The organism is Rhodococcus sp. NPDC057014, from assembly GCF_042673295.1.
Taxonomy (GTDB): Bacteria; Actinomycetota; Actinomycetes; order Mycobacteriales; family Mycobacteriaceae; genus Rhodococcus_F.
In genome coordinates this window covers 18,875-37,672 of record NZ_JBHUSF010000017.1, presented here as the reverse complement: position 1 = coordinate 37,672, position 18,798 = coordinate 18,875, and the positions used below count along the sequence as shown (strand labels likewise).

At 69.3% G+C, this 18,798-nt stretch carries 22 protein-coding genes and 1 tRNA gene; 13 read left to right on the top strand and 10 right to left on the bottom strand.

Annotation, left to right across the window (positions count from 1 at the left end; translation table 11 throughout):
- Nucleotides 1-28 precede the first annotated feature (28 nt).
- The 6 genes from pgm (at nt 29) to ACFTZB_RS05945 (ending at nt 4,765) form a co-directional block, all read left to right on the top strand.
- Nucleotides 29-1,660 carry a phosphoglucomutase (alpha-D-glucose-1,6-bisphosphate-dependent) gene (gene pgm, locus ACFTZB_RS05970; RefSeq protein ID WP_378430552.1) on the top strand — a complete coding sequence of 544 codons (1,632 nt, stop codon included), beginning with the start codon at nt 29-31 and terminating at the stop codon, nt 1,658-1,660.
- 58 nt (nt 1,661-1,718) lie between these two features.
- Nucleotides 1,719-2,945 carry an MFS transporter gene (locus ACFTZB_RS05965; RefSeq protein ID WP_378430551.1) on the top strand — a complete coding sequence of 409 codons (1,227 nt, stop codon included), beginning with the start codon at nt 1,719-1,721 and terminating at the stop codon, nt 2,943-2,945.
- 26 nt (nt 2,946-2,971) lie between these two features.
- Nucleotides 2,972-3,460 carry a MauE/DoxX family redox-associated membrane protein gene (locus tag ACFTZB_RS05960; protein WP_378430550.1) on the top strand — a complete coding sequence of 163 codons (489 nt, stop codon included), beginning with the start codon at nt 2,972-2,974 and terminating at the stop codon, nt 3,458-3,460.
- Between the two features lie 41 nt (nt 3,461-3,501).
- A complete protein-coding gene (locus ACFTZB_RS05955; RefSeq protein ID WP_378430549.1) occupies nt 3,502-4,233 on the top strand; it encodes a DsbA family protein in 732 nt (243 codons plus the stop codon).
- 162 nt (nt 4,234-4,395) lie between these two features.
- Nucleotides 4,396-4,468, top strand: a tRNA-Ala gene (locus tag ACFTZB_RS05950).
- A gap of 87 nt (nt 4,469-4,555) precedes the next feature.
- Nucleotides 4,556-4,765 (top strand): hypothetical protein, encoded by a 210-nt coding sequence (locus tag ACFTZB_RS05945; protein ID WP_011598322.1) that lies wholly within the window; start codon nt 4,556-4,558, stop codon nt 4,763-4,765.
- 258 nt (nt 4,766-5,023) lie between these two features.
- Here ACFTZB_RS05945 and ACFTZB_RS05940 read toward each other — a convergent pair whose 3' ends face one another.
- The gene (locus tag ACFTZB_RS05940; protein ID WP_378430548.1) at nt 5,024-5,425 is read right to left on the bottom strand and encodes a PAS domain S-box protein; all 402 of its coding nucleotides are present in this window, start codon (nt 5,423-5,425) and stop codon (nt 5,024-5,026) included.
- Between the two features lie 127 nt (nt 5,426-5,552).
- On the opposite strand from ACFTZB_RS05940, the gene ACFTZB_RS05935 reads away from it, so the two are divergent.
- From ACFTZB_RS05935 to bluB, 3 genes are read left to right on the top strand one after another with little or no spacing between them, the layout of a single operon-like run.
- Nucleotides 5,553-6,038 (top strand): acyltransferase, encoded by a 486-nt coding sequence (locus tag ACFTZB_RS05935; protein WP_378430547.1) that lies wholly within the window; start codon nt 5,553-5,555, stop codon nt 6,036-6,038.
- Between the two features lie 45 nt (nt 6,039-6,083).
- Nucleotides 6,084-7,121, top strand: coding sequence for a CobW family GTP-binding protein (locus tag ACFTZB_RS05930; protein WP_378430546.1), 1,038 nt, complete (start codon nt 6,084-6,086; stop codon nt 7,119-7,121).
- Entirely contained in the window at nt 7,118-7,777 is a 660-nt protein-coding gene (gene bluB, locus ACFTZB_RS05925) for a 5,6-dimethylbenzimidazole synthase (protein WP_072937701.1), read from the top strand. The genes ACFTZB_RS05930 and bluB overlap by 4 nt, the downstream gene beginning before the upstream one ends.
- Here bluB and ACFTZB_RS05920 read toward each other — a convergent pair.
- The 4 genes from ACFTZB_RS05920 to glp all read right to left on the bottom strand — a co-directional run bounded on the left by ACFTZB_RS05920 (nt 7,774) and on the right by glp (nt 11,979).
- Complete coding sequence (locus ACFTZB_RS05920) at nt 7,774-9,204, bottom strand: DEAD/DEAH box helicase (protein WP_378430545.1); 1,431 nt, start codon at nt 9,202-9,204, stop codon at nt 7,774-7,776. The genes bluB and ACFTZB_RS05920 overlap by 4 nt on opposite strands.
- Nucleotides 9,205-9,456: 252 nt before the next feature.
- Nucleotides 9,457-9,831, bottom strand: coding sequence for a molybdenum cofactor biosynthesis protein MoaE (locus tag ACFTZB_RS05915; protein WP_378430544.1), 375 nt, complete (start codon nt 9,829-9,831; stop codon nt 9,457-9,459).
- Complete coding sequence (gene moaCB, locus ACFTZB_RS05910) at nt 9,824-10,798, bottom strand: bifunctional molybdenum cofactor biosynthesis protein MoaC/MoaB (RefSeq protein WP_378430543.1); 975 nt, start codon at nt 10,796-10,798, stop codon at nt 9,824-9,826. Before moaCB ends, ACFTZB_RS05915 begins: the two co-directional genes overlap by 8 nt.
- Nucleotides 10,795-11,979 carry a gephyrin-like molybdotransferase Glp gene (glp, locus tag ACFTZB_RS05905; RefSeq protein WP_378430542.1) on the bottom strand — a complete coding sequence of 395 codons (1,185 nt, stop codon included), beginning with the start codon at nt 11,977-11,979 and terminating at the stop codon, nt 10,795-10,797. The genes moaCB and glp overlap by 4 nt, the downstream gene beginning before the upstream one ends.
- Before the next feature lie 119 nt (nt 11,980-12,098).
- Here glp and moaA point away from each other — a divergent pair, with 119 nt between their 5' ends.
- Nucleotides 12,099-13,154 (top strand): GTP 3',8-cyclase MoaA, encoded by a 1,056-nt coding sequence (gene moaA / locus ACFTZB_RS05900; RefSeq protein WP_378430541.1) that lies wholly within the window; start codon nt 12,099-12,101, stop codon nt 13,152-13,154.
- Nucleotides 13,147-13,404: a MoaD/ThiS family protein gene (locus tag ACFTZB_RS05895; RefSeq protein ID WP_206005332.1), complete on the top strand. Its 258-nt coding sequence runs from the start codon at nt 13,147-13,149 to the stop codon at nt 13,402-13,404. Before moaA ends, ACFTZB_RS05895 begins: the two co-directional genes overlap by 8 nt.
- Before the next feature lie 20 nt (nt 13,405-13,424).
- On the opposite strand, the gene ACFTZB_RS05890 is transcribed toward ACFTZB_RS05895, so the two are convergent.
- Nucleotides 13,425-14,198: an SDR family oxidoreductase gene (locus ACFTZB_RS05890; protein ID WP_378430540.1), complete on the bottom strand. Its 774-nt coding sequence runs from the start codon at nt 14,196-14,198 to the stop codon at nt 13,425-13,427.
- A 4-nt stretch (nt 14,199-14,202) separates the two neighbouring features.
- Nucleotides 14,203-15,042 carry an ammonia-dependent NAD(+) synthetase gene (gene nadE / locus ACFTZB_RS05885; protein WP_378430539.1) on the bottom strand — a complete coding sequence of 280 codons (840 nt, stop codon included), beginning with the start codon at nt 15,040-15,042 and terminating at the stop codon, nt 14,203-14,205.
- 50 nt (nt 15,043-15,092) lie between these two features.
- On the opposite strand from nadE, the gene ACFTZB_RS05880 reads away from it, so the two are divergent.
- Complete coding sequence (locus ACFTZB_RS05880; protein ID WP_378430538.1) at nt 15,093-15,644, top strand: nucleosidase; 552 nt, start codon at nt 15,093-15,095, stop codon at nt 15,642-15,644.
- Here the strand turns inward: ACFTZB_RS05880 and ACFTZB_RS05875 are convergent.
- On the bottom strand, nt 15,641-16,411 hold the full coding sequence (locus tag ACFTZB_RS05875) for an META domain-containing protein (protein ID WP_378430537.1): 771 nt from the start codon (nt 16,409-16,411) through the stop codon (nt 15,641-15,643). The two genes, ACFTZB_RS05880 and ACFTZB_RS05875, sit on opposite strands and share 4 nt — an antisense overlap.
- 34 nt (nt 16,412-16,445) lie before the next feature.
- Complete coding sequence (locus ACFTZB_RS05870) at nt 16,446-17,045, bottom strand: TetR/AcrR family transcriptional regulator (RefSeq protein ID WP_043826917.1); 600 nt, start codon at nt 17,043-17,045, stop codon at nt 16,446-16,448.
- Nucleotides 17,046-17,146: 101 nt separating this feature from the next.
- On the opposite strand from ACFTZB_RS05870, the gene ACFTZB_RS05865 reads away from it, so the two are divergent.
- A complete protein-coding gene (locus ACFTZB_RS05865) occupies nt 17,147-17,710 on the top strand; it encodes an NAD(P)H-dependent oxidoreductase (protein ID WP_378430536.1) in 564 nt (187 codons plus the stop codon).
- A gap of 27 nt (nt 17,711-17,737) precedes the next feature.
- On the opposite strand, the gene ACFTZB_RS05860 is transcribed toward ACFTZB_RS05865, so the two are convergent.
- The gene (locus ACFTZB_RS05860) at nt 17,738-18,571 is read right to left on the bottom strand and encodes a siderophore-interacting protein (protein WP_378430535.1); all 834 of its coding nucleotides are present in this window, start codon (nt 18,569-18,571) and stop codon (nt 17,738-17,740) included.
- Nucleotides 18,572-18,798 lie beyond the last annotated feature (227 nt).

Genomic DNA, 18,798 nt, shown 5'->3' with positions numbered 1-18,798 from the left:
CGATCCCGAAACGTTTCCAGGAGGTCTCGTGGCGCACGACAGGGCGGGTCAGGTGGCACTGCCGGAGGATCTCGTAGACATCGCGCACCTGGTGACCGCGTACTACAGCGGCGTGCCCGACCCCGAGAATCCGTTGCAGCAGGTGCTGTTCGGGACGTCCGGGCACCGGGGATCGAGCCTGGACACCGCGTTCAACGAGGCACACATCCTGGCCACCACCCAGGCCATCGTCGAGTACCGGGCCTCCCAGGGCATCGACGGACCCCTGTTTCTCGGGCGCGACACGCACGCCCTGTCCGAGCCGGCGTGGACGTCGGCGCTCGAGGTGCTGGCCGCGAACGACGTGACGGTGCTGATCGATTCGCGGGACCGGTACACCCCGACTCCCGCGGTCAGTCACGCGATTCTCCGCTACAACAGCAGTGGCCCGGAGTCGAAGGCCGACGGCATCGTCGTGACGCCGTCGCACAACCCGCCCCGCGACGGCGGCTTCAAGTACAACCCGCCGCACGGTGGCCCCGCCGGCTCCGAGGCGACGACGATCATCGCCGACCGGGCGAACGAGCTACTCCGGCGGGACCTCTCGGGGGTGCGGAGAATCCCGGCGGCCCGGGCGATCGCGCGGGCCGAGCGGTACGACTTCCTCCGCTTCTACATCGACGACCTGCCGAGCGTTCTCGACCTCGACGCCATCCGCAGCGCCGGGGTGCGGATCGGCGCCGACCCGCTGGGCGGCGCGAGCGTCGACTACTGGGGTGCGATCGCCGACATCCACCGTCTCGACCTCGAGGTCGTCAACCCGCTCGTCGACGCCACCTGGCGGTTCATGACCCTCGACACCGACGGCAAGATCCGCATGGACTGTTCGTCGCCGAACGCCATGGCCTCGCTGATCGGAGCCCGGGACCGGTTCGACATCTCCACCGGCAACGACGCCGACGCGGACCGGCACGGAATCGTCACTCCCGACGGGGGACTGATGAATCCCAACCACTACCTCGCGGTCGCCATCGACTACCTGTTCTCGCACCGACAAGGGTGGGGCTCGGGTGTGAAGGTGGGCAAGACGCTGGTCAGTTCGTCGATGATCGACCGGGTCGTCGGAAGCCTCGGCCGTGAACTGCTCGAGGTCCCGGTGGGTTTCAAGTGGTTCGTCCCCGGGCTGCTCGAGGGCTCGCTCGGTTTCGGCGGCGAGGAGAGCGCGGGGGCGTCGTTCCTGCGTCACGACGGCGGAGTGTGGACCACGGACAAGGACGGGATCATCCTGGCCCTGCTGGCCTCGGAGATGACGGCGGTGACGGGAAAGACACCGTCGGTCCGGTACCGGGAACTGACGGAGCAGTTCGGCAGTCCCGCCTACGCCCGCATCGACGCCCCCGCCACCCGCGAGCAGAAGGCGGTGCTGGCGAAACTGTCGCCCGAACAGGTGTCGGCCACCGAACTGGCGGGTGAGCCGATCACCGCGACGCTGACGAGCGCCCCGGGCAACGGGGCGGCCCTCGGCGGCCTGAAGGTCACCACCGGATCCGCGTGGTTCGCGGCGCGGCCGTCGGGCACCGAGGACGTCTACAAGATCTACGCCGAATCGTTCCAGGGCCCGGATCATCTCGCGCAGGTGCAGGCGGCGGCCAAGGAACTGGTGGCCGACGTCCTGAAGTAGGTGTTCGGCGGGGTAGGTGCCGCCGCGGAAGCGGGGGCACCTACCATCGGATTCAACTATGAACACTCGCGCAGCCGGGCTGCCCGCCGGGCGCAGCCCGCGGCTCCCTTCGGAAATCTGGGTACTGGTCTCGGCCAGCTTCGTCATCGCACTCGGATTCGGGATCGTCGCACCCGCTCTCCCACAGTTCGCCCGCAGCTTCGACGTGAGCGTGACGGCGGCCACGGTCGTGATCTCGTCGTTCGCGTTCATGCGTCTGGTCTTCGCCCCCGTCAGCGGCCGGCTCGTGCAGAAACTGGGGGAGCGGCCCGTCTACATCACCGGGCTCCTGATCGTCGCGGCCTCGACCGCGGCCTGCGCGGTCGCGGGGGACTACTGGCAGTTGCTCGTCTTCCGTGCACTCGGGGGCATCGGCTCGACGATGTTCACGGTGTCGGCGATGGGCCTGGTGATCCGCATCGCACCGGTGGACAGCCGCGGCCGCGTGTCCGGGCTCTACGCGACCAGTTTCCTGATGGGATCGATCTCCGGACCCCTCGTCGGCGGGTTGCTCGTCGGATTCGGGCTGCGGGTTCCGTTCGTCATCTACGCGATCGCCCTCGTCGTCGCGGCCGCCGTCGTGTTCGTGAGCCTGCGGGGTTCGCATCTGACGGCGCCGGACGCCACCGCCGCCGGTGCCACGATGACCCTGCGGGAGGCGCTCGGGCAGCCCGTCTACCGCGCGGCGCTCGGCTCCAATTTCGCGTTCGGTGGGGTGATCTTCGGGGTGCGAGTGGCAATGGTGCCGCTGTTCGTCGTCGAGGCGCTGCACCGCGACGCCGCCCTCGCCGGCATCGCCCTCACCGTGTTCGCCGTCGGCAATGCCCTCGTCCTCATCGTGTCCGGGCGATTGTCGGACGTCTACGGACGCAAGCTGTTCGTCCTCCTCGGACTGCTGGTGTGCGGCGCCAGCACCGTCGGGATGGGTCTCAGCGAGAACCTGCTGGTGTTCCTCGTGCTGTCCGGCATCGCAGGCATCGGGTCCGGAGTGATGAGCCCCGCGCAGCAGGCCGCGGTCGCCGACGTCGTGGGCGCGAAATCCCGCGGTGGCCCCGTGCTGGCCGCCTTCCAGATGGTCGCCGACGTGGGCGGGGTTCTCGGCCCGGTCGGCGCCGGTCTGCTCGCCCAGCACCTGTCGTACGCGGTCGCGTTCGGGGTCACCGGAGGGGTCATGCTCCTCGCCGCGGTCGGCTGGCTGCTGGTCCCGAACAAGCCGGCGCCCAAGGTGTCGGTCGAGGCGGTCTGACCGGCGTCTTCGGTACGCTCGTCCGGGTGTGGATCAAGGTCGTCTCATTGCTCGCCCGGTTGTCACTCGCCGGCGTCTGGCTGGTCTCCGGCGCACTCAAGGTCGCCGACCCCGCCCAGACGATCATCGCCGTCCGTGCATACCAACTACTGCCCGAGGACCTCGTCCGGCCGGTCGCCAACACGCTGCCGTTCTTCGAGATCGCGCTCGGTCTGCTCCTGCTGATCGGGCTCGCCGTTCGTGCCACGGCCTCGGTGTCCGCGGTGCTCCTGCTCATCCTGATCGGCGTGATCGTCTCGGTCTGGGCCCGCGGGCTGTCCATCGACTGCGGATGCTTCGGCGGCGGAGGTGCGGCCGACGTGAACGGCTGGGACTACACCCGGGAAATCCTCCGGGATGTGGGCTTCCTCGCACTGGCCGTGTGGCTGATCGTGTTTCCCCGTTCCCCGTTCGCGCTGGGGCTCCGTTCCCGCACCACTTTCTCAGTGACCCCTCAGCAGACGGTGGCAGAGTAAGCATTCGGTAAATCGATCCGACGTCGAAGGACTGCATCCACGTGAGCTCGAAGAACAAGTACAACCCGCAGCCGGAATCCAGCCGGTCCACCTACATTCTCGGTGGGCTCGCCGTACTGGTCATCGCCGTACTCGTCATCGGTGGTGTGATCTGGCAGAGCAACCGCAGCAAGCCGCGCAACGACGGTTACGGCGGGGTCCAGAACTCCGAGGTCCAGGTGGCGTTGCAGGATGACGGTGTCGTTCTCCTCGGCCGGCCGGACGCCGCCGCCACGGTCGACCTGTTCGAAGATCCCATGTGCCCGTACTGCGCCGAACTCGAGAACAAGAACGGTCAGGAACTTGCGCAGGCCATCGACGACGGCAAGGTGGCCGTCCGCTACCACGTCCTGAACTTCCTCGACCGGCTCTCGGCCACCGGCGACTACTCCACCCGCGCCGTCGCTGCGTCCGAGTGCGTCGCCGAAACCGGTGATGCCGTGGCGTATTCGGCATTCCATGCGGCGTTGTTCTCCCCGGCGAACCAGCCGAAGGAGAACGGCAGCTCCGATCACACCAACGAGGAACTCGCGCAGATCGCCCGCGACGCGGGAGCGTCCGACGCTGCCGCCCAGTGCATCACCACCGGGGCGAAGGTCGAGCAGGCCCGGGCGCACGCCGAGGCGGGCCGTCAGGCCCTCGCCGCGAGCGGTGCCAGCGGCACGCCTGCCGTGGTCAAGGACGGCACCGTGATCGATGCGCTGTCCAACGAGAACTGGGTGTCGCAGCTGTAGGCGGCTCCGCCGCCCGTGCGCGGTTGACGAGTGTCTGGACTCCTTAACCACGCACGGGCGCGAAGCGCCTCTGACCAGGCGATTTGTTGGCCCGGCCGGCAATGGTGTAACTTTCTTCGAGCACGGAGGAAGTCATTCCGAGTGCGGAGAACAACCGAATACGGGGCTATGGCGCAGCTGGTAGCGCACCACACTGGCAGTGTGGGGGTCAGGGGTTCGAGTCCCCTTAGCTCCACTTTCGAGGGAAGCCTCTCATCCGCAGACGATGCGGCTGGGGGGCTTTCCTCATTCATCTTTCTTGTCCCGGTGGGACACTGGCGTCATGACATTCACTGTGACGCATCGCTCATTCGACCAATTGGCGGAGTTCGCCGTCACCGACTTCGGCGACGACGACAGCTACAGCATCCACGAGTCCGGGGCGCTCGTCATCGTCCGCGCCGCGCGGGAGCTGATCTACGCCCCCGGGAGTTGGTTCCTGGTGGAACGGGAGGACGGCCAGGAGGACGGTTCGCCCGGCAACTACATGTGACGCTTCGGGCAGAAATTCGCACATCTGTTCGATCTCCGGGTAGATTCGACGTGTGGCCGCCCGCACCGAGACCGCGCCGGGGTGCTGTCCGAACGGGCACGCCCTGGCCGCGAATACGTGCCTGGTGGGGTGGGAGGTGTGCGGGTGCGCGACGTCCAGTAACGGTGGGCACCGCACCCATTTCTGCCGGCGATGCGGCGCCACCGTTCGGACTCCGCCGTGCTGCTGCGGTTCCGGCGACGACCGGTGAGTGGACGGTTATCGGATCGGCTGCCTCGCCGCCGTGGGGTTGCCCCAGATCGTGTCGGACACGTCCTGGAGCACGAGGGCGACCAGTCTCTCGGTGCCCGCGGTGAACGTGGACGCCGCGACGAGCACCCAGATCCAGTGACCCTCCCGGTGCCGGATGCGCAGATGTGCTGTCGCGCTCGGGCTTTCCTGGCTCAGTACCCGGGCGAGCATGGTGCCCCACAATGCGGCGTCGTCGGGGTGGAACAGTTGCTCGTGATCGAGGTCCGCGAATTCGTCGGCGTCGTAGCCGATCAGGGTCGCGCAGGCGGGGTTGCTGAACACGACGTTTCGTTCGCGGTCGTGAACGCTGATCGCGTGGGGAATCGACTCCATCAGCGCAGCGAATCCGTCGCTATCCAGTTTTCTCACTGTTCCCCCTCGTGCTTCTTCGATGGCGCCCACATGGTACGCCGCACCGTCCAGTTTCGTGCGGTGAATCAGTTAATGAATAGCAAACCTGGGTCGCGAACTTGCTCCGCGAGGATAGGGTGACGAGATGCGGTTCGTCACCATCGTCCAGGCCTCCGCGTTCGTCCCCGTGTGGCTGCGGGTTCTGCTGCTGATGGCCGCGGGAGCGAAAGTGTGGGGAGCCGGAATCTATTCGGGCTGCTATTTCGGCAGCAAGGACGTCACGATGGGGCTGGGGACCTTCGTCAACCGCGGCGTCCTGTTCGACGGCACCGCGACCATCACGCTCGGCAGACAGGTCGCCGTCGGGCACCGCGTCCAGTTCGTCACGAGCACTCACGAGATCGGTCCGAGCTCGGGCCGAGGCGGGCGTGTGGTCGACCGTCCGATCGTGATCGGCGACGGGTGCTGGATCGGCGCGGGCGCGATCATCCTTCCGGGAGTGACGGTGGGCGAGGGGTGCGTCGTCGGGGCGGGCGCCGTGGTCACCCGCGACTGCGAGCCGAACGGGCTCTACGCGGGGTCGCCCGCGCGCCGGGTCCGTGACCTCGAGGTCGAGCCGTCTGTCCGCTAGGATGGGCGCCCGGTAGCTCGTCGAGGTCCCACGGAGGTCGCAGCGTTGGCGAAGAAGCGGATTCCCGTCGTCATCGTCGCCGGATTCCTCGGTTCGGGAAAAACCACCCTGCTCAACCACGTGCTGCGCAACAACCGTGGCGTCCGGGTCGGCGTCATCGTCAACGACTTCGGCGCCGTGAACATCGATTCGATGATGGTGGCCGGTCAGGTCGATTCGATGGTGTCGCTGAGCAACGGCTGCATGTGCTGCGCCGTGGACGTCAGCGACATGGACGAGATGCTGGACCGCCTTGCGCATCCCGCGTCGCAGATCGATGTGATCATCGTCGAGGCGAGCGGGCTTGCCGAGCCGCGCAACATGATTCGTCTCGTCCTCGGAAGCACCAACCCGCACGTGATGTACGGCGGTCTCGTCGTGATGGTCGACGGCGAGCAGTTCGAGGACATGTCCGAACAGCACCCGGACCTCGGCAAGCACGTTACGCTCGCCGACCTCGTGATCCTCAACAAGACGGACCGCATCGACGACGACCGGCGCGCCGCCGTGCAGGCGATGATCCGCGGCTACAACGACCGCGCGCCCGTCCTCACCACCGCGCACGGCCGGATCGAGCCCACCCTGCTGTTCGACCGGGAACCGGGGCGTGAACCGGCGCCGGGGGAGCAGCTCACCCTCGACCAGCTCCTGCTGGATCAGCACGACCACTGCGAAGACCACGACCACCTGCATTCGTCGTACGAGGCAGTCGATTTCGCCTCGGGCGAGCCGATCGATCCGCGGCGGCTCGTGGAGTTCCTCGAGGCGCGACCGGTCGGGATCTACCGGATCAAGGGGTTCGTGCATTTCGCGGTGCCGGGGCAGTCCCGGAAGTTCGAGGTGCAGACCGTCGGCCCGCACATCAGATTCACGTCGACGCGCTGGGAGCCCGGCGAGGAGCGGGCGACCCAGCTGGTGCTCATCGGTGCCGACATCGAATCCGAGCACGTGCGGACCCGGCTCGCGGGCTGCGTCGTGGCGGAGGGCGAAGATGCGGACCCCGGCGCGATGCTGGGTGTGCACCGCTATACCGTGACCGCGTGACCGAGTCTGCGTGTAGTCCCGATACGAATCCCGAGCCGGCGCTGTCGGTGTACGACGCGATCCGCCGCCGCCGCGACGTGCGGGCCGAGTTCACCGGGGAGCCGATCGCGGAGGAGGTTCTCGACCGCATCCTGGGCGCCGCGCACTGCGCGCCCAGCGTGGGCAACACCCAGCCGTGGGATTTCGTCGTCGTACGCGACACCGGCACGCTGACCACGTTCGCCGACCACGTGGCCGGCGCCCGCAGGCGGTTCGCGGAGTCGCTGCCCGAAGACCGGAAGAAGACGTTCGACCCCATCAAGATCGAAGGGATCTGCGAGAGCGGCATGGGGGTGGTCGTGACGTACGACCGGAGCCGCGGCGGCGAACACATCCTCGGCAGGCACACGGTCGACGACACGGGCCTGTTCTCCGCGGTGCTTGCGATCCAGAATCTGTGGCTCGCCGCGGCCGCCGAGAATGTGGGCGTCGGCTGGGTGTCGTTCTACGACGAGCCCTATCTCACCGAACTGCTGGGCATCCCCGAGCCGGTGCGACCCATCGCGTGGCTGTGCGTGGGGAGGGTCGCCGAGTTCCAGCAGGTGCCGGACCTCGAGCGCTTCGGGTGGCGGGGGCGCCGGCCGTTGGCCGACGCCGTCCACCTCGAGAAGTTCTAGCCCTGACGGCGGCGTGAACCGCCGGCGGACGCCGTGCGGGTTCCGCCGCCGGCGGACGAGGCTGCGCGGGGGCGTCCGGCTCCACCCGAGCGGGAGCGACGTGCGCCGCCGCCCTGACCGTGTGCGCGCCCGCCCTGACCTCCCTGACCGCCGCGTCCGCCCTGGGCGCCGCCCGGCCGCTGATTGCGTCCGCCGCCGTTCGACGCCGGTGCCGCCTTCGGGGCCGGCGCGACGTGCGGTGCGATGTCGCCGACCAGGTCGAGCACGTGTGCGGAGTCCGCGGTGCTGCGGACCGGGGTCACCTTGATCGCGGCCTTGCGCATGAGGACGGCCAGGTCCTTGCGCTGCTCGGGCAGCACGACCGTGACGACGTCGCCTGCGCTGCCCGCGCGTGCGGTGCGGCCGGAACGGTGCAGGTAGGCCTTGTGCTCGGCGGGCGGATCGACGTGGACGACCAACTCGACGTCGTCGACGTGCACGCCGCGGGCCGCGACGTCGGTGGCCACCAGCACGCGGGCCTCACCGGCCGAGAACGAGGCGAGGTTGCGGTCGCGGGCCGCCTGCGACAGGTTGCCGTGCAGATCGACCGAAGGGATTCCGGCCTCGGTGAGCTGACGGGCCAGCTTGCGGGCCTGGTGCTTGGTGCGCATGAACAGGATGCGGCGTCCGGTGCCCGATGCCAGCCGCTCGACCAGCTTGCGCTTGGCCTCGACGCCGTCCACGTCGAACACGTGGTGCGTCATGGCCGCGACGGGCGAGTTCGCCTCGTCCACCGAGTGCAGCACCTCGTTCTTCAGGAACCGCTTCACGAGCTTGTCGACGCCGTTGTCCAGGGTGGCGGAGAACAGCAGCCGCTGCCCCTGCTGGGGGGTCGCAGTGAGGATGCGGGTGACGACGGGCAGGAAGCCGAGGTCGGCCATGTGATCGGCCTCGTCGAGCACGGTGATCTCGACGGCGTCGAGACTCACGAACTTCTGCTTCATCAGGTCTTCGAGTCGTCCGGGGCACGCGACGACGATGTCGACGCCCGCCTTGAGGGCGTTCACCTGACGGTTCTGGGAGACACCACCGAAGATCGTGGTGACTCGCAGGTCGTACGCGGCGGCGAGCGGTTCCAGGGTTGCGGTGATCTGCGTGGCGAGCTCGCGGGTGGGGGCGAGGATCAGGCCCACCGGGCGGCCCGGGCGGCGCTTTCCGCCGGACAGTTCACCCGCGAGGCGGGACACCATCGGAATGGAGAATGCCAGCGTCTTGCCGCTGCCCGTCTTGCCGCGGCCGAGCACGTCGCGTCCCGACAGTGTGTCGGGGAGGGTGTCGACCTGGATGGGGAACGGGGAGGTGATCCCCTTGTCGGCGAGTGCTTTCACCAGCGGTTCGCGGACACCGAGCGCGGCGAACGTCGTGTCGGGGGTATTCGTGTCAGACAAGTGGTCAGGCCTTTCGAGCACAGGGTTGTGCCCGGAGGGCCGATACGGAAGGTCTCCGTCGGAGCTCGAGCACAGGTTGGCGGCGTTGCCGGTCGGCAAGCTTCTTCGCCGTAAGAAGAGCGGATGCGGTGGTGCACATCCAACAGGATTCGGGTGACCGAACTGAATGCGTTCTACGACGCTGGATGACCGTCGTGGTCATCTAGTGGTGGCGAGTCTACCTGGTGGCGGCCGGCCGGTCCGACCGAGGAGTCACAGACCGACCCATTCCGATGCCCCGTCGGCGAATTTCTGCCGCTTCCAGATGGGTACCTCGTGCTTGATGCGCTCCACCAGTTCGGCGCACGCGGAGAAGGCCTCGGCGCGGTGGGGAGCGGCGACCGCGGCGACCACCGCGAGGTCGCCGACGGTGAGGGATCCGACCCGGTGGATGGCCGCGACGGGGAGTCCGGACGAGGCCGCGACCTCCTCGCAGACGGTGCGGAGGAAGCGTTCGGCGTCCGGGTGCGACTGGTATTCGAGTGCCGAGACGGATTGTCCGCCATCGTGATTGCGGACGACGCCGGTGAACACGACGACGGCGGGATCGAGCGGCTGGTCCGAGATCTGGGCGAGAATGTCAGGCATCGTGCGCACCTCCACCGGCGACCTGAGCGAGAAGATGATCGACGATGGGGTCGAGGACGGACAATCCGTCCCTGACCCCGCCCGGCGAGCCGGGGAGATTCACCACGACTGTGCCGTTCGCCACACCGGCGAGTCCGCGGCTCAGCGAGGCGTGCGGGGTCACGTCCGTGCCGCGGTTCCGGATGGCGTCGGCCACGCCGGGCAGTTCGCGGTCGAGCACGGCGCGGGTGGCCTCCGGGGTCGCGTCCGTGGGGGAGACCCCGGTGCCGCCGGTGCTGATGATCAGTGCCGGGCTCCCGGACAGGGCGTCGGCGAGTCCGGACGCGATGTCCGCGTCCGCGTAGACGAGCGGACCCCGGGTGGTGAAGCCACGTTCCTCGAGCCACGCGGCGATCACCGGGCCGGTCGTGTCTTCCCGCGTGCCCTTGGCCCCGCCGGTCGAGGCGACCAGTACGGCCGCGGATCGTGCTGTCACCGTGGGCGTTCCGGTGCTCTGCTGCTCGCGCGTCCAGTGCCCGCGTTTGCCGCCGTCCTTGGTGAGCAGCCGGACACCGTCCAGTGTCGCGGCGGGGTCGACGGCCTTCACCATGTCGTGCAACGTCAATCCGGCCACTGCCACGGCGGTGAGGGCCTCCATCTCGACGCCGGTCGGGCCCTTCGTCTTCGCGGTGGCCTCGATCGTGATCGCAGTGTCGGTGAACCCGAACTCCAGCTTCACCGACGACAGCGCGAGCTGATGGCAGAGCGGAATCAGCTCGGATGTCTTCTTCGCCCCGGAGATCCCGGCGATCCGGGCCGTCGCGAGAACGTCGGCCTTGGGCAGGTCGTCGGCCCGGACCAGTTCGATCACCGCGGGGGTGGTGACCAATTGCCCGGCGGCCACCGCGGTTCGGGTCGTGTCTGCCTTCGCGCTCACGTCGACCATGCGCGCGCGGCCCTCGCTGTCGAGGTGCGTCAGGTCGCTCATAGGGGGATCACCTTCACGAGTTGTCCGGCGTCGAGCGCGGTGACGTCGGCGGGAACGTCGAGGAGGACGTCCGCCCACGCCATCGCGGCGACGAGATGGGAGCCGGGGCCGGACACGAGTTCGACTCCGGCGTCGGTGCGGCGCGCCCGGAGGAACTGCCGCTTGCCGGGTATGGAGGTGACGGCCGCGGCGAGTGGCAGTTCCTCGGGTTCCGTCGGCGGGAGCCCGGCGGCGCGCCGGATCTCGGGACGTGCGAACACCTCGAAGGAGACGAGGGTGCTGACCGGGTTCCCCGGGAAGTTGAGGACGGGCGTGCCGTCGACGACGGCGGTGCCCTGCGGTCCGCCCGGTTGCATCGCGACGTGCCCGAAGTGCGCGCCGAGCGGTGAGAGCGTCTCCTTGACCACCTCGAAGTCGCCCATCGACACCCCGCCGGACGTGAGGACGAGGTCGGCGGTGGTGGTCGCCTCCGCGAGCAGGGTCCGGAATTCGGCCGGGTCGTCGCCGCTGCGCGCGATCGACACGACCTCGGCGCCGTTGGCCCTGGCGCTCGACGCGAGGGCGATTCCGTTGGAGTCGTAGATCTCTCCGGGGTGCAGTGTCGTTCCGGCGTCCACCAGTTCGGCGCCCGTGGTGATCACGGCGATGCGCGGGCGCGGGCGCACGGGGACCCGCTGCAAGCCGACGGCGGCGAGGACGGCGATGTGCCGGGCGGCGAGGACACTGCCCGCGGACAGCAGGAGCATGCCCTCCCGGACGTCGCTGCCGCGCTCGCGCACGAACTCACCGGCAGTGCGCGAACGTTCGATGCGGACCTGTCCGTCCGCGGCCTCGGTGTCCTCGACCGGGACGATCGCGTCGGCGCCTTCGGGGATCGGCGCACCGGTCATGATCCGGTAGGCGGTTCCGGGAGTGTGGACGGTGGTGCCTGCCGGTCCCGCGGCGATCACGCCCCGCACCGGCAGCACGGCCGGGATGGACGCGACGGAGGCGGCGTCGACCGCGTATCCGTCCATCTGCGAATTCCGGAACAACGGCAGGTCGACGGGGGAGTGCACGTCGGCGGCGAGGGCGCGCCCGAGTGCCTCGCCCAGCGGGAGCTCCTCGGCCGGGCGCCCGTGCAGCGGCGCGAGGAGTTCGGCGACGTGCTGGGCGTGCTGCTCCACGGAGCGTGCGGTCACGATATTCCTCCGGCCATGGTCACCAATCCTAGGCACCTCCCGGCCGAGTGACGCACACCGCATCGGACAACGCTCACCCCCGCGCGGCATACTGGACAGATGCAGCGAAAGGCAACGCGATGACGACGGTGGAGATGGGGATCCCGACCGTCCGGTCGTCGGTCTCGCTCGACGGCAGACCGGACGTCGATCAGCTGGTCGACCGGTTCGGCCGCGTCGCGCGGGATCTGCGGGTGTCGATCACCGAGAAGTGTTCGCTGCGCTGCACGTACTGCATGCCCGAGGAGGGCCTGCCCGCCATTCCGGCGCAGAATCTCCTCACCGCGGACGAGATCGTCAGGCTCGTCGACATCGCCGTTCACCGGCTCGGTGTCGGCGAGGTCCGGTTCACCGGGGGCGAACCGCTGATGCGGGTGGATCTCGAGCGGATGATCGCCGGATGCGCCGAGCGGGTGCCGGGGATTCCGCTCGCGATGACCACCAACGCCGTCGGTCTCGAGCACCGCGCGGCCGGGCTCGCCCGCGCCGGGCTGACACGGGTCAACGTTTCCCTCGATTCGGTCGACCGCGAGCACTTCGCGAGACTGACCCGACGCGACCGTCTGCCGTCGGTGATGGCGGGTATCCGTGCCGCAGCCCGAGCCGGACTGGCGCCGATGAAGATCAATGCGGTGCTGATGCCCGAAACGCTGAGCGGAGCGGCCGATCTCCTGGAATGGTGCCTGAGCGAGGGCGTCACGCTGCGGTTCATCGAGGAGATGCCGCTCGACGCCGATCACGAGTGGGCACGCGACAACATGGTCACCGCCGACCGGTTGCTGGCCGTCCTCGGCGAGCGGTTCACGCTCACCGAACACGGGAGGGAAGACCCGTCGGCGCCCGCCGAGGAGTGGCTCGTCGACGGCGGACCGGGCACGGTCGGAATCATCGCGTCGGTCACCAGGTCGTTCTGCTCCGACTGCGACCGCACCCGCCTCACCGCCGAGGGAACGGTACGGTCGTGCCTGTTCAGCGATCAGGAGGTCGACCTGCGGTCGGCGCTGCGGTCGGGTGCGGGCGACGAGGATCTGGCGCAGTTGTGGCGCGGCGCGATGTGGAACAAGTGGGCAGGCCACGGAATCAACGCGGACGGCTTCGCCCCGCCGCAACGCAGTATGGGAGCAATCGGTGGTTGACGTGACGGGCATTTCGGTTCGGTACTTCGCGGCCGCCGCCGACGCGGCGGGCTGCACGAAGGAGACCCTCGACCTCCCGGCCACCGCAAATCTCGGTCAGGTGAAGGACCTTCTCCTCACTAAGTACGGTCCCGGCATGCAGCAGGTGCTGTCGGTCTCCGCCTTCCTGGTGGACTCCGAGTTGACCCGCGATCTGACGCGCACCGCCGGGGCGCAGGTGGACGTGCTGCCGCCGTTTGCCGGCGGCTAGCCCGCTGTCCGCCGGGCCGTTCAGTGGATGGACTCGGCCAGCCACCGGTCGAAGGTGATCGTTCCGAACCGGTTGTCGGGCACCAGGTTCGATCCGCTCCGCAGGAACTGCCCCAGCGCGCCGGGAAGCGGCACGTTCACGACGAACCCGTGCGTCCCGGTGGCCTTCTTCCACGCCGTCGTCAGATCGCGGGCCGTGCGCACCTCCGGGCCGCCGATGGTGATCGGCCCCTCCGGCGCGTCGGTGGCCAGGGCGGCGTCGACCAGGGCGGTCGCGACGTCCCTCGTGTCGATGGTCTGAAAGCTCGTCTTCGAGAAGGCCGGGATCAGTCCCGCCCGGCTTGCCGGCTTCGCGATCATGGGAATGAAGTCGTGGAACTGGGTCGCCCGCACGATCACCGTCTCGATCGCGGCACTGTCGTAGACCCGCTCCTGGGTGCGCTTCGCCTGGTAATAGGCGAATTCGGCCAGATCGACGTTGACGATGGAGAGGAGGACGGCGCGTCGGACGCCCGCGCCGTCCGCGGTGGCGAGCAGGTTCTCGGCGCCCTTCTCCAGCACCGCCCGGGTGCCCTTCGTCTTGCCGTCGGTGGTGTCGACCACGACGTCGACACCGGCGAGTGCCTCGGCGAGGCCGTCGCCGGTGACGAGATCACCGTGGAAATGCGCGATCTCGCTGCCGGGCGCACCACCGTGCCGGGTCAGGACCCGGACGGAGTGACCGCGGGCGAGGAACTCCTTGACCACCTGCCGGCCTGCAGTGCCGGTACCGCCCGCGACCAGCGCCTGGACCACCGGGTCACCGCCACCACGTGTCGAGCGGGGTCACCGGGACCGTGCGCTTGTGCCGGGTGCTGCGGAACATCGCCTCGAGCTTCTCGGCCACGGCGTCCGGGACGTCCTTGCCCTCGAGGTAGTCGTCGATCTGCGCGTACGTCAGGCCCAGCGCCTCCTCGTCGGGAAGGGCGGGACGGTCGTCCTCGAGGTCGGCGGTGGGAACCTTCTTCCACGTGCTCTCGGGCGCGCCGAGTTCGCGGAGCAGCGCGGCGCCCTGACGCTTGGACAACCCCGTCAGGGGAGTGACGTCCACACCGCCGTCGCCGAACTTGGTGAAGAAACCGGTGATCGCCTCGGCGGCATGGTCGGTGCCGACGACGAGATACCCGAGCTGACCGGCGATCGAATACTGGATCACCATGCGCTCGCGGGCCTTGATGTTGCCGCGGACGAAGTCGCGGAGTTCGCCGCCGTCGCCGATGATGTCGCGCAGCGCCTCGGACGACTCCTTCGCGGTCGCGTCCGCGCCGGGCTTCACGTTGACGACCACCGACCGGTCGGGCTTGATGAAGTCGAGGGAGATCTGCGCGTCGGATTCGTCGGCCTGGGTGCCGTAGGGCAGCCGGACGGCGACGAACTCGGCGTCGTGGCCCTCCTCGCGCAGTTCGCTCGCCGCGAGCTGGGCGAGGCGCCCGGTGAGGGTGCTGTCCTGACCGCCGCTGATACCCAGGACGAAACCCTTGGCCGGGGTCGACAGCAGGTAGTCCTTCAGGAACTGAACACGTTTGCGGATCTCGTCGGCCGCGTCGATGGTGGGCCGGGCACCGAGTTCCTCGAGGATCTGCGCACGTAGATTCGCCATGCCAGAACTCTAGCGAGTGCCCCTGACGGGCGCAGGGTACGGTTCCGCGCATGAGTAGATCGGACGTTCTGGTGGTCAGCGCGACCAAGGCGGAGGCGGTGCACGTCCCGTCCGAGTTCGAGGTCCTGATCACCGGGATCGGCAAGGTGAGCGCCGCCGTGGCCGTGGCGTCCGCGCTCGCCGACTATCCGCGAACCGACCGGCCGCTCGTCGTCAACATCGGCACCGCGGGCGCGCTGCACGAGCATCACAGCGGGCTGTTCACGCCGTCGACCGTGCTGAACCACGACATCAGCGGCGACGCCATCCGGGCGCTCGGGCACGACGTGGCCGATCTTCTGGCCCTGCCCGACGGCGACGGTTCCGTGCTCGCGACCGGGGATCTGTTCGTGTCCGACGCCGGCGTGCGTGACGAACTCGCCCGCAGAGCCGACCTCGTCGACATGGAGGGTTTCGCCGTCGCCTATGCCAGCGCCCGCGCCGGTGCCCGGTGCCGGCTGGTCAAGCACGTCTCCGACACGGCGGACGACTCGGCACTGGACTGGCCCGCCCGGATCGACGCGAGCGCTCGCGAGCTCGGGCGCTGGCTGGCCGCTCTCTAGCTCGCCCGGAGTTCCAGCCCGGTGCCGTCCGCGTTGACCATGCGCATCGCATCCGAACGGACGCTGTAGCCCGTCTCCCCGGTCAACGCCGCGAGCACCGCGCGCTCCACCTCCGACACGTCCGGCGGACACGCCATCCGGGTGGTGGCCCAGGACCCGAACGTGATCGAACTCTGCTGCACGTCCGCGGTCCCGGTCATCCGGTTGCAGCCGGTGAAACCGGACGCCGAACCGTCGGCTGCGATCAGCAACTGCGGCGCGGTCCGCTCCAGCGCCGCTGTCGTGGTGACCGCGTCCGGGCTGATCAGCGCGGTCACCGTCCAGGTGGTCCCGACGACGGGCCGGTCCGGCCGGGCGACCTTCTCGTCCGTGAGCGTCACCGAAGCGGTGGGTGTGGTGAGGGTGAGCGTGTCGCCACCGAGGGTCCAGTTCGGTTGCGCGTCCAGCAGAGCCGCCACCCAGGTGTCGGCGCCTGCCGCCTCGCCGGGGCACGCCATCAGCGTCATGGCGAGCGGTCCCGTCACGATCTTCCCGTCGGACAGGTCGACGTCGGCGCTGCCCTGATTGCATCCGGCGTCGACGGACAGTCGGCCGGGGTCGGTGAACCCGAGCACGAGCGGCCCACCGCCGGGAATGGGGTCGCCCTCGACGGAGGTGGAGACGAACGTGCGGCCGGTCGGGTCCTGGGGCTCGGGCTGCGCGTCCCCGCCGCAGGCGGTGAGCGAGGCGAACGTCAGAAGGCCGAGAACGGCGGTGGTGGTGCGCATTCCCCGAGGCTAGACAAAATGTCCGGATCCGGGATCAACATCGGGTGACGCGCCGGATCAGGTCCTCCCAGGCATCCCCGAGCCGTTCGACGGACATCCCGAGGTCGCGCAGTTCGTGCAGTACGAGTGTGGCCTCGAGGGGGGCGAGCAGCGAGCAGGCGAGCAGTTCGTGATCGCCCTGCACGCCGGCCGCGCGGAGAAGGGAGACGACGTGGCGCACCGACACCGCCCGTGCGGGGGCGGCGAAACGGAACTCGAGAGAGTTCTCGGCCGCGCGCTGGACCTCGCCCTGCACCTCGACGATCGCGATGCGTGCGTGCCCGAAGGCGATCAGCCGGTCGATCGGGTCGGCGCCCGGCCCGAGGGGCGGCGGGCCGAACATGAAGGACTGCTGAAGTTCTCGTTCGGTGTGGTCGAGGAGTGCGTGCATGAGTCCCGACCGGCTGCCGAACCGGCGGAACACTGTGCCCTTGCCCACACCGGCCCTGCAGGCGACGGCGTCCATCGTGACGGCGTCGACACCGCGTTCGGCCACCAGCAGCGCGGCCGCATCGAGCAGAAGACGCCGGTTACGTGCGGCGTCTCCGCGTTCCGGGGGGTCGACCCCGATCTGGGGCAGGAGGGGGCTGGTCACACTCCGCATCCTACCGCGGCGGGAACATAAGTGGACCGCGGTCCGTTTAGTTGCTATACATGTTCACGAGCCGCCCTACGCACCATCGAAGGATTATCGACATGTCACAGACCAACGTTCTCGTTCTCGTCGGCAGCCTCCGCGCCGCCTCCGTCAACCGTCAGCTCGCCGAGACCGCGATCGCCGTGGCACCCGAGGGTGCCGAGGTGACCGTGTTCGACGGACTCGGTGAGGTCCCCTTCTACAACGAAGACATCGACGTCGCCGGTTCCATTCCCGCCGTCGAGGCGCTGCGTGACGCCGCAGGCCGCGCCGACGCGCTCCTGCTGCTCACGCCCGAGTACAACGGCACCATTCCCGCCGTCCTCAAGAACGCCATCGACTGGATCTCCCGGCCGTACGGCACCGGCGCCGTCAAGGACAAGCCCGTCGCCGTCATCAGCGCCTCGCCCAGCGGCAACGGTGCGCAGTGGGCGCACGAGGACACCCGCAAGGCCGTCCGCATCGCAGGCGGCAAGGTCCTCGAGGACGTCACCCTCGCCATCGGCGGCACCATCGACAAGTTCGGTGACCGGCATCCCCGCGAGAACGCCGAGGTCGCGCAGCAGGTCGCGGGCGTCGTCGCCAGCCTGGTCGACGCCACGAAGGAACTCGTCGACGCCTGACGATCCGCGCGCGGAACGCCGTCGCCGCTACAGTCCGGTCCGATCCAGGGCTGCGTCGACGGCGTCCCGCACCGCGTCGAAGTCTTCACCGGCCGCCAGGGCAGAGTTCCTGGCGGCTTCTATCTGTTCGCGCACCGTCTCGTACCGCGCGACCCACTCCTCCTTGTTGTCGCGCCAGTAGCCGATGACGTCGTAGCGGTCCGCCGGCCAGTGAAGGTCGTGGCGCAACCAGCGTCGCACCACCCGCGACACCGTCGCCTCGCCCGCGAACCACACGTATCCCGGTGAATCCGGGAGCGGCAGGTCCCGGGCAGCCTCGGCCAGCAGGCTGTCCCCGGCGCCGTTGCCGCTTCCGTCCAGCCACGTCACGGTCAGCGCGGCACCGGTCGCGAACTGCTGCCGATCCGCCGGGGTGGTGACCTCCGCGATCACGTGCACCCGCGCCGATCCGGGTAGTTCCTCCAGGATGCGTCCGACGGCGGGCAGTGCCGTCATGTCGGCGACGAGGAGCTGCCATTCGGCGTCCGCGGGCGGCGCGTACCACCCCGAGGCGGTGGAGAACCCGACCATCTCGCCCGGGCGCGCGCCCGCGGCCCAGTGCGCCGCGGTCCCGCCCGCGTGGACGGCGAAGTCGATGTCCATCTCCAGGGCGTCCGGGTCCCAGCGGCGCACGGTGTAACTGCGCTTCTCCGCGCCGTCCGGCGGGAACGCGAGGAGCAGGCGCTCGTCGGGCGTCCCGCTGGACGCGAATCGGGTCAGATCCCCGCCCGCGAGGGTGATCCTTTGCATGTTCGGCGTCACTCGCCTCGTGCGCGCTACGGGCGCCGACCAGCCGGGGTCGCCCAGGGAGTCGTCGGACATGCGCTCAAGGTACCGGGAGGGGGAGTCGGGGCCTGCAGTTACCGGCCGGCAAGCGGGGGGCCGGTCGGGTGCGGCGCCCGGTGTGGCCCGGACGCGGCAGGCGGTGGAGCGGGGGTTCCGGGTGCTGCGGGGGACGGGTCCCGGAAGGGGCCTGCATCGCCCGCCGGAGCGGTGTCCGGCCGCTCCGCACGGGGCTCTCCCGGCGCCCGCGCCGCCGATGCGGGCGT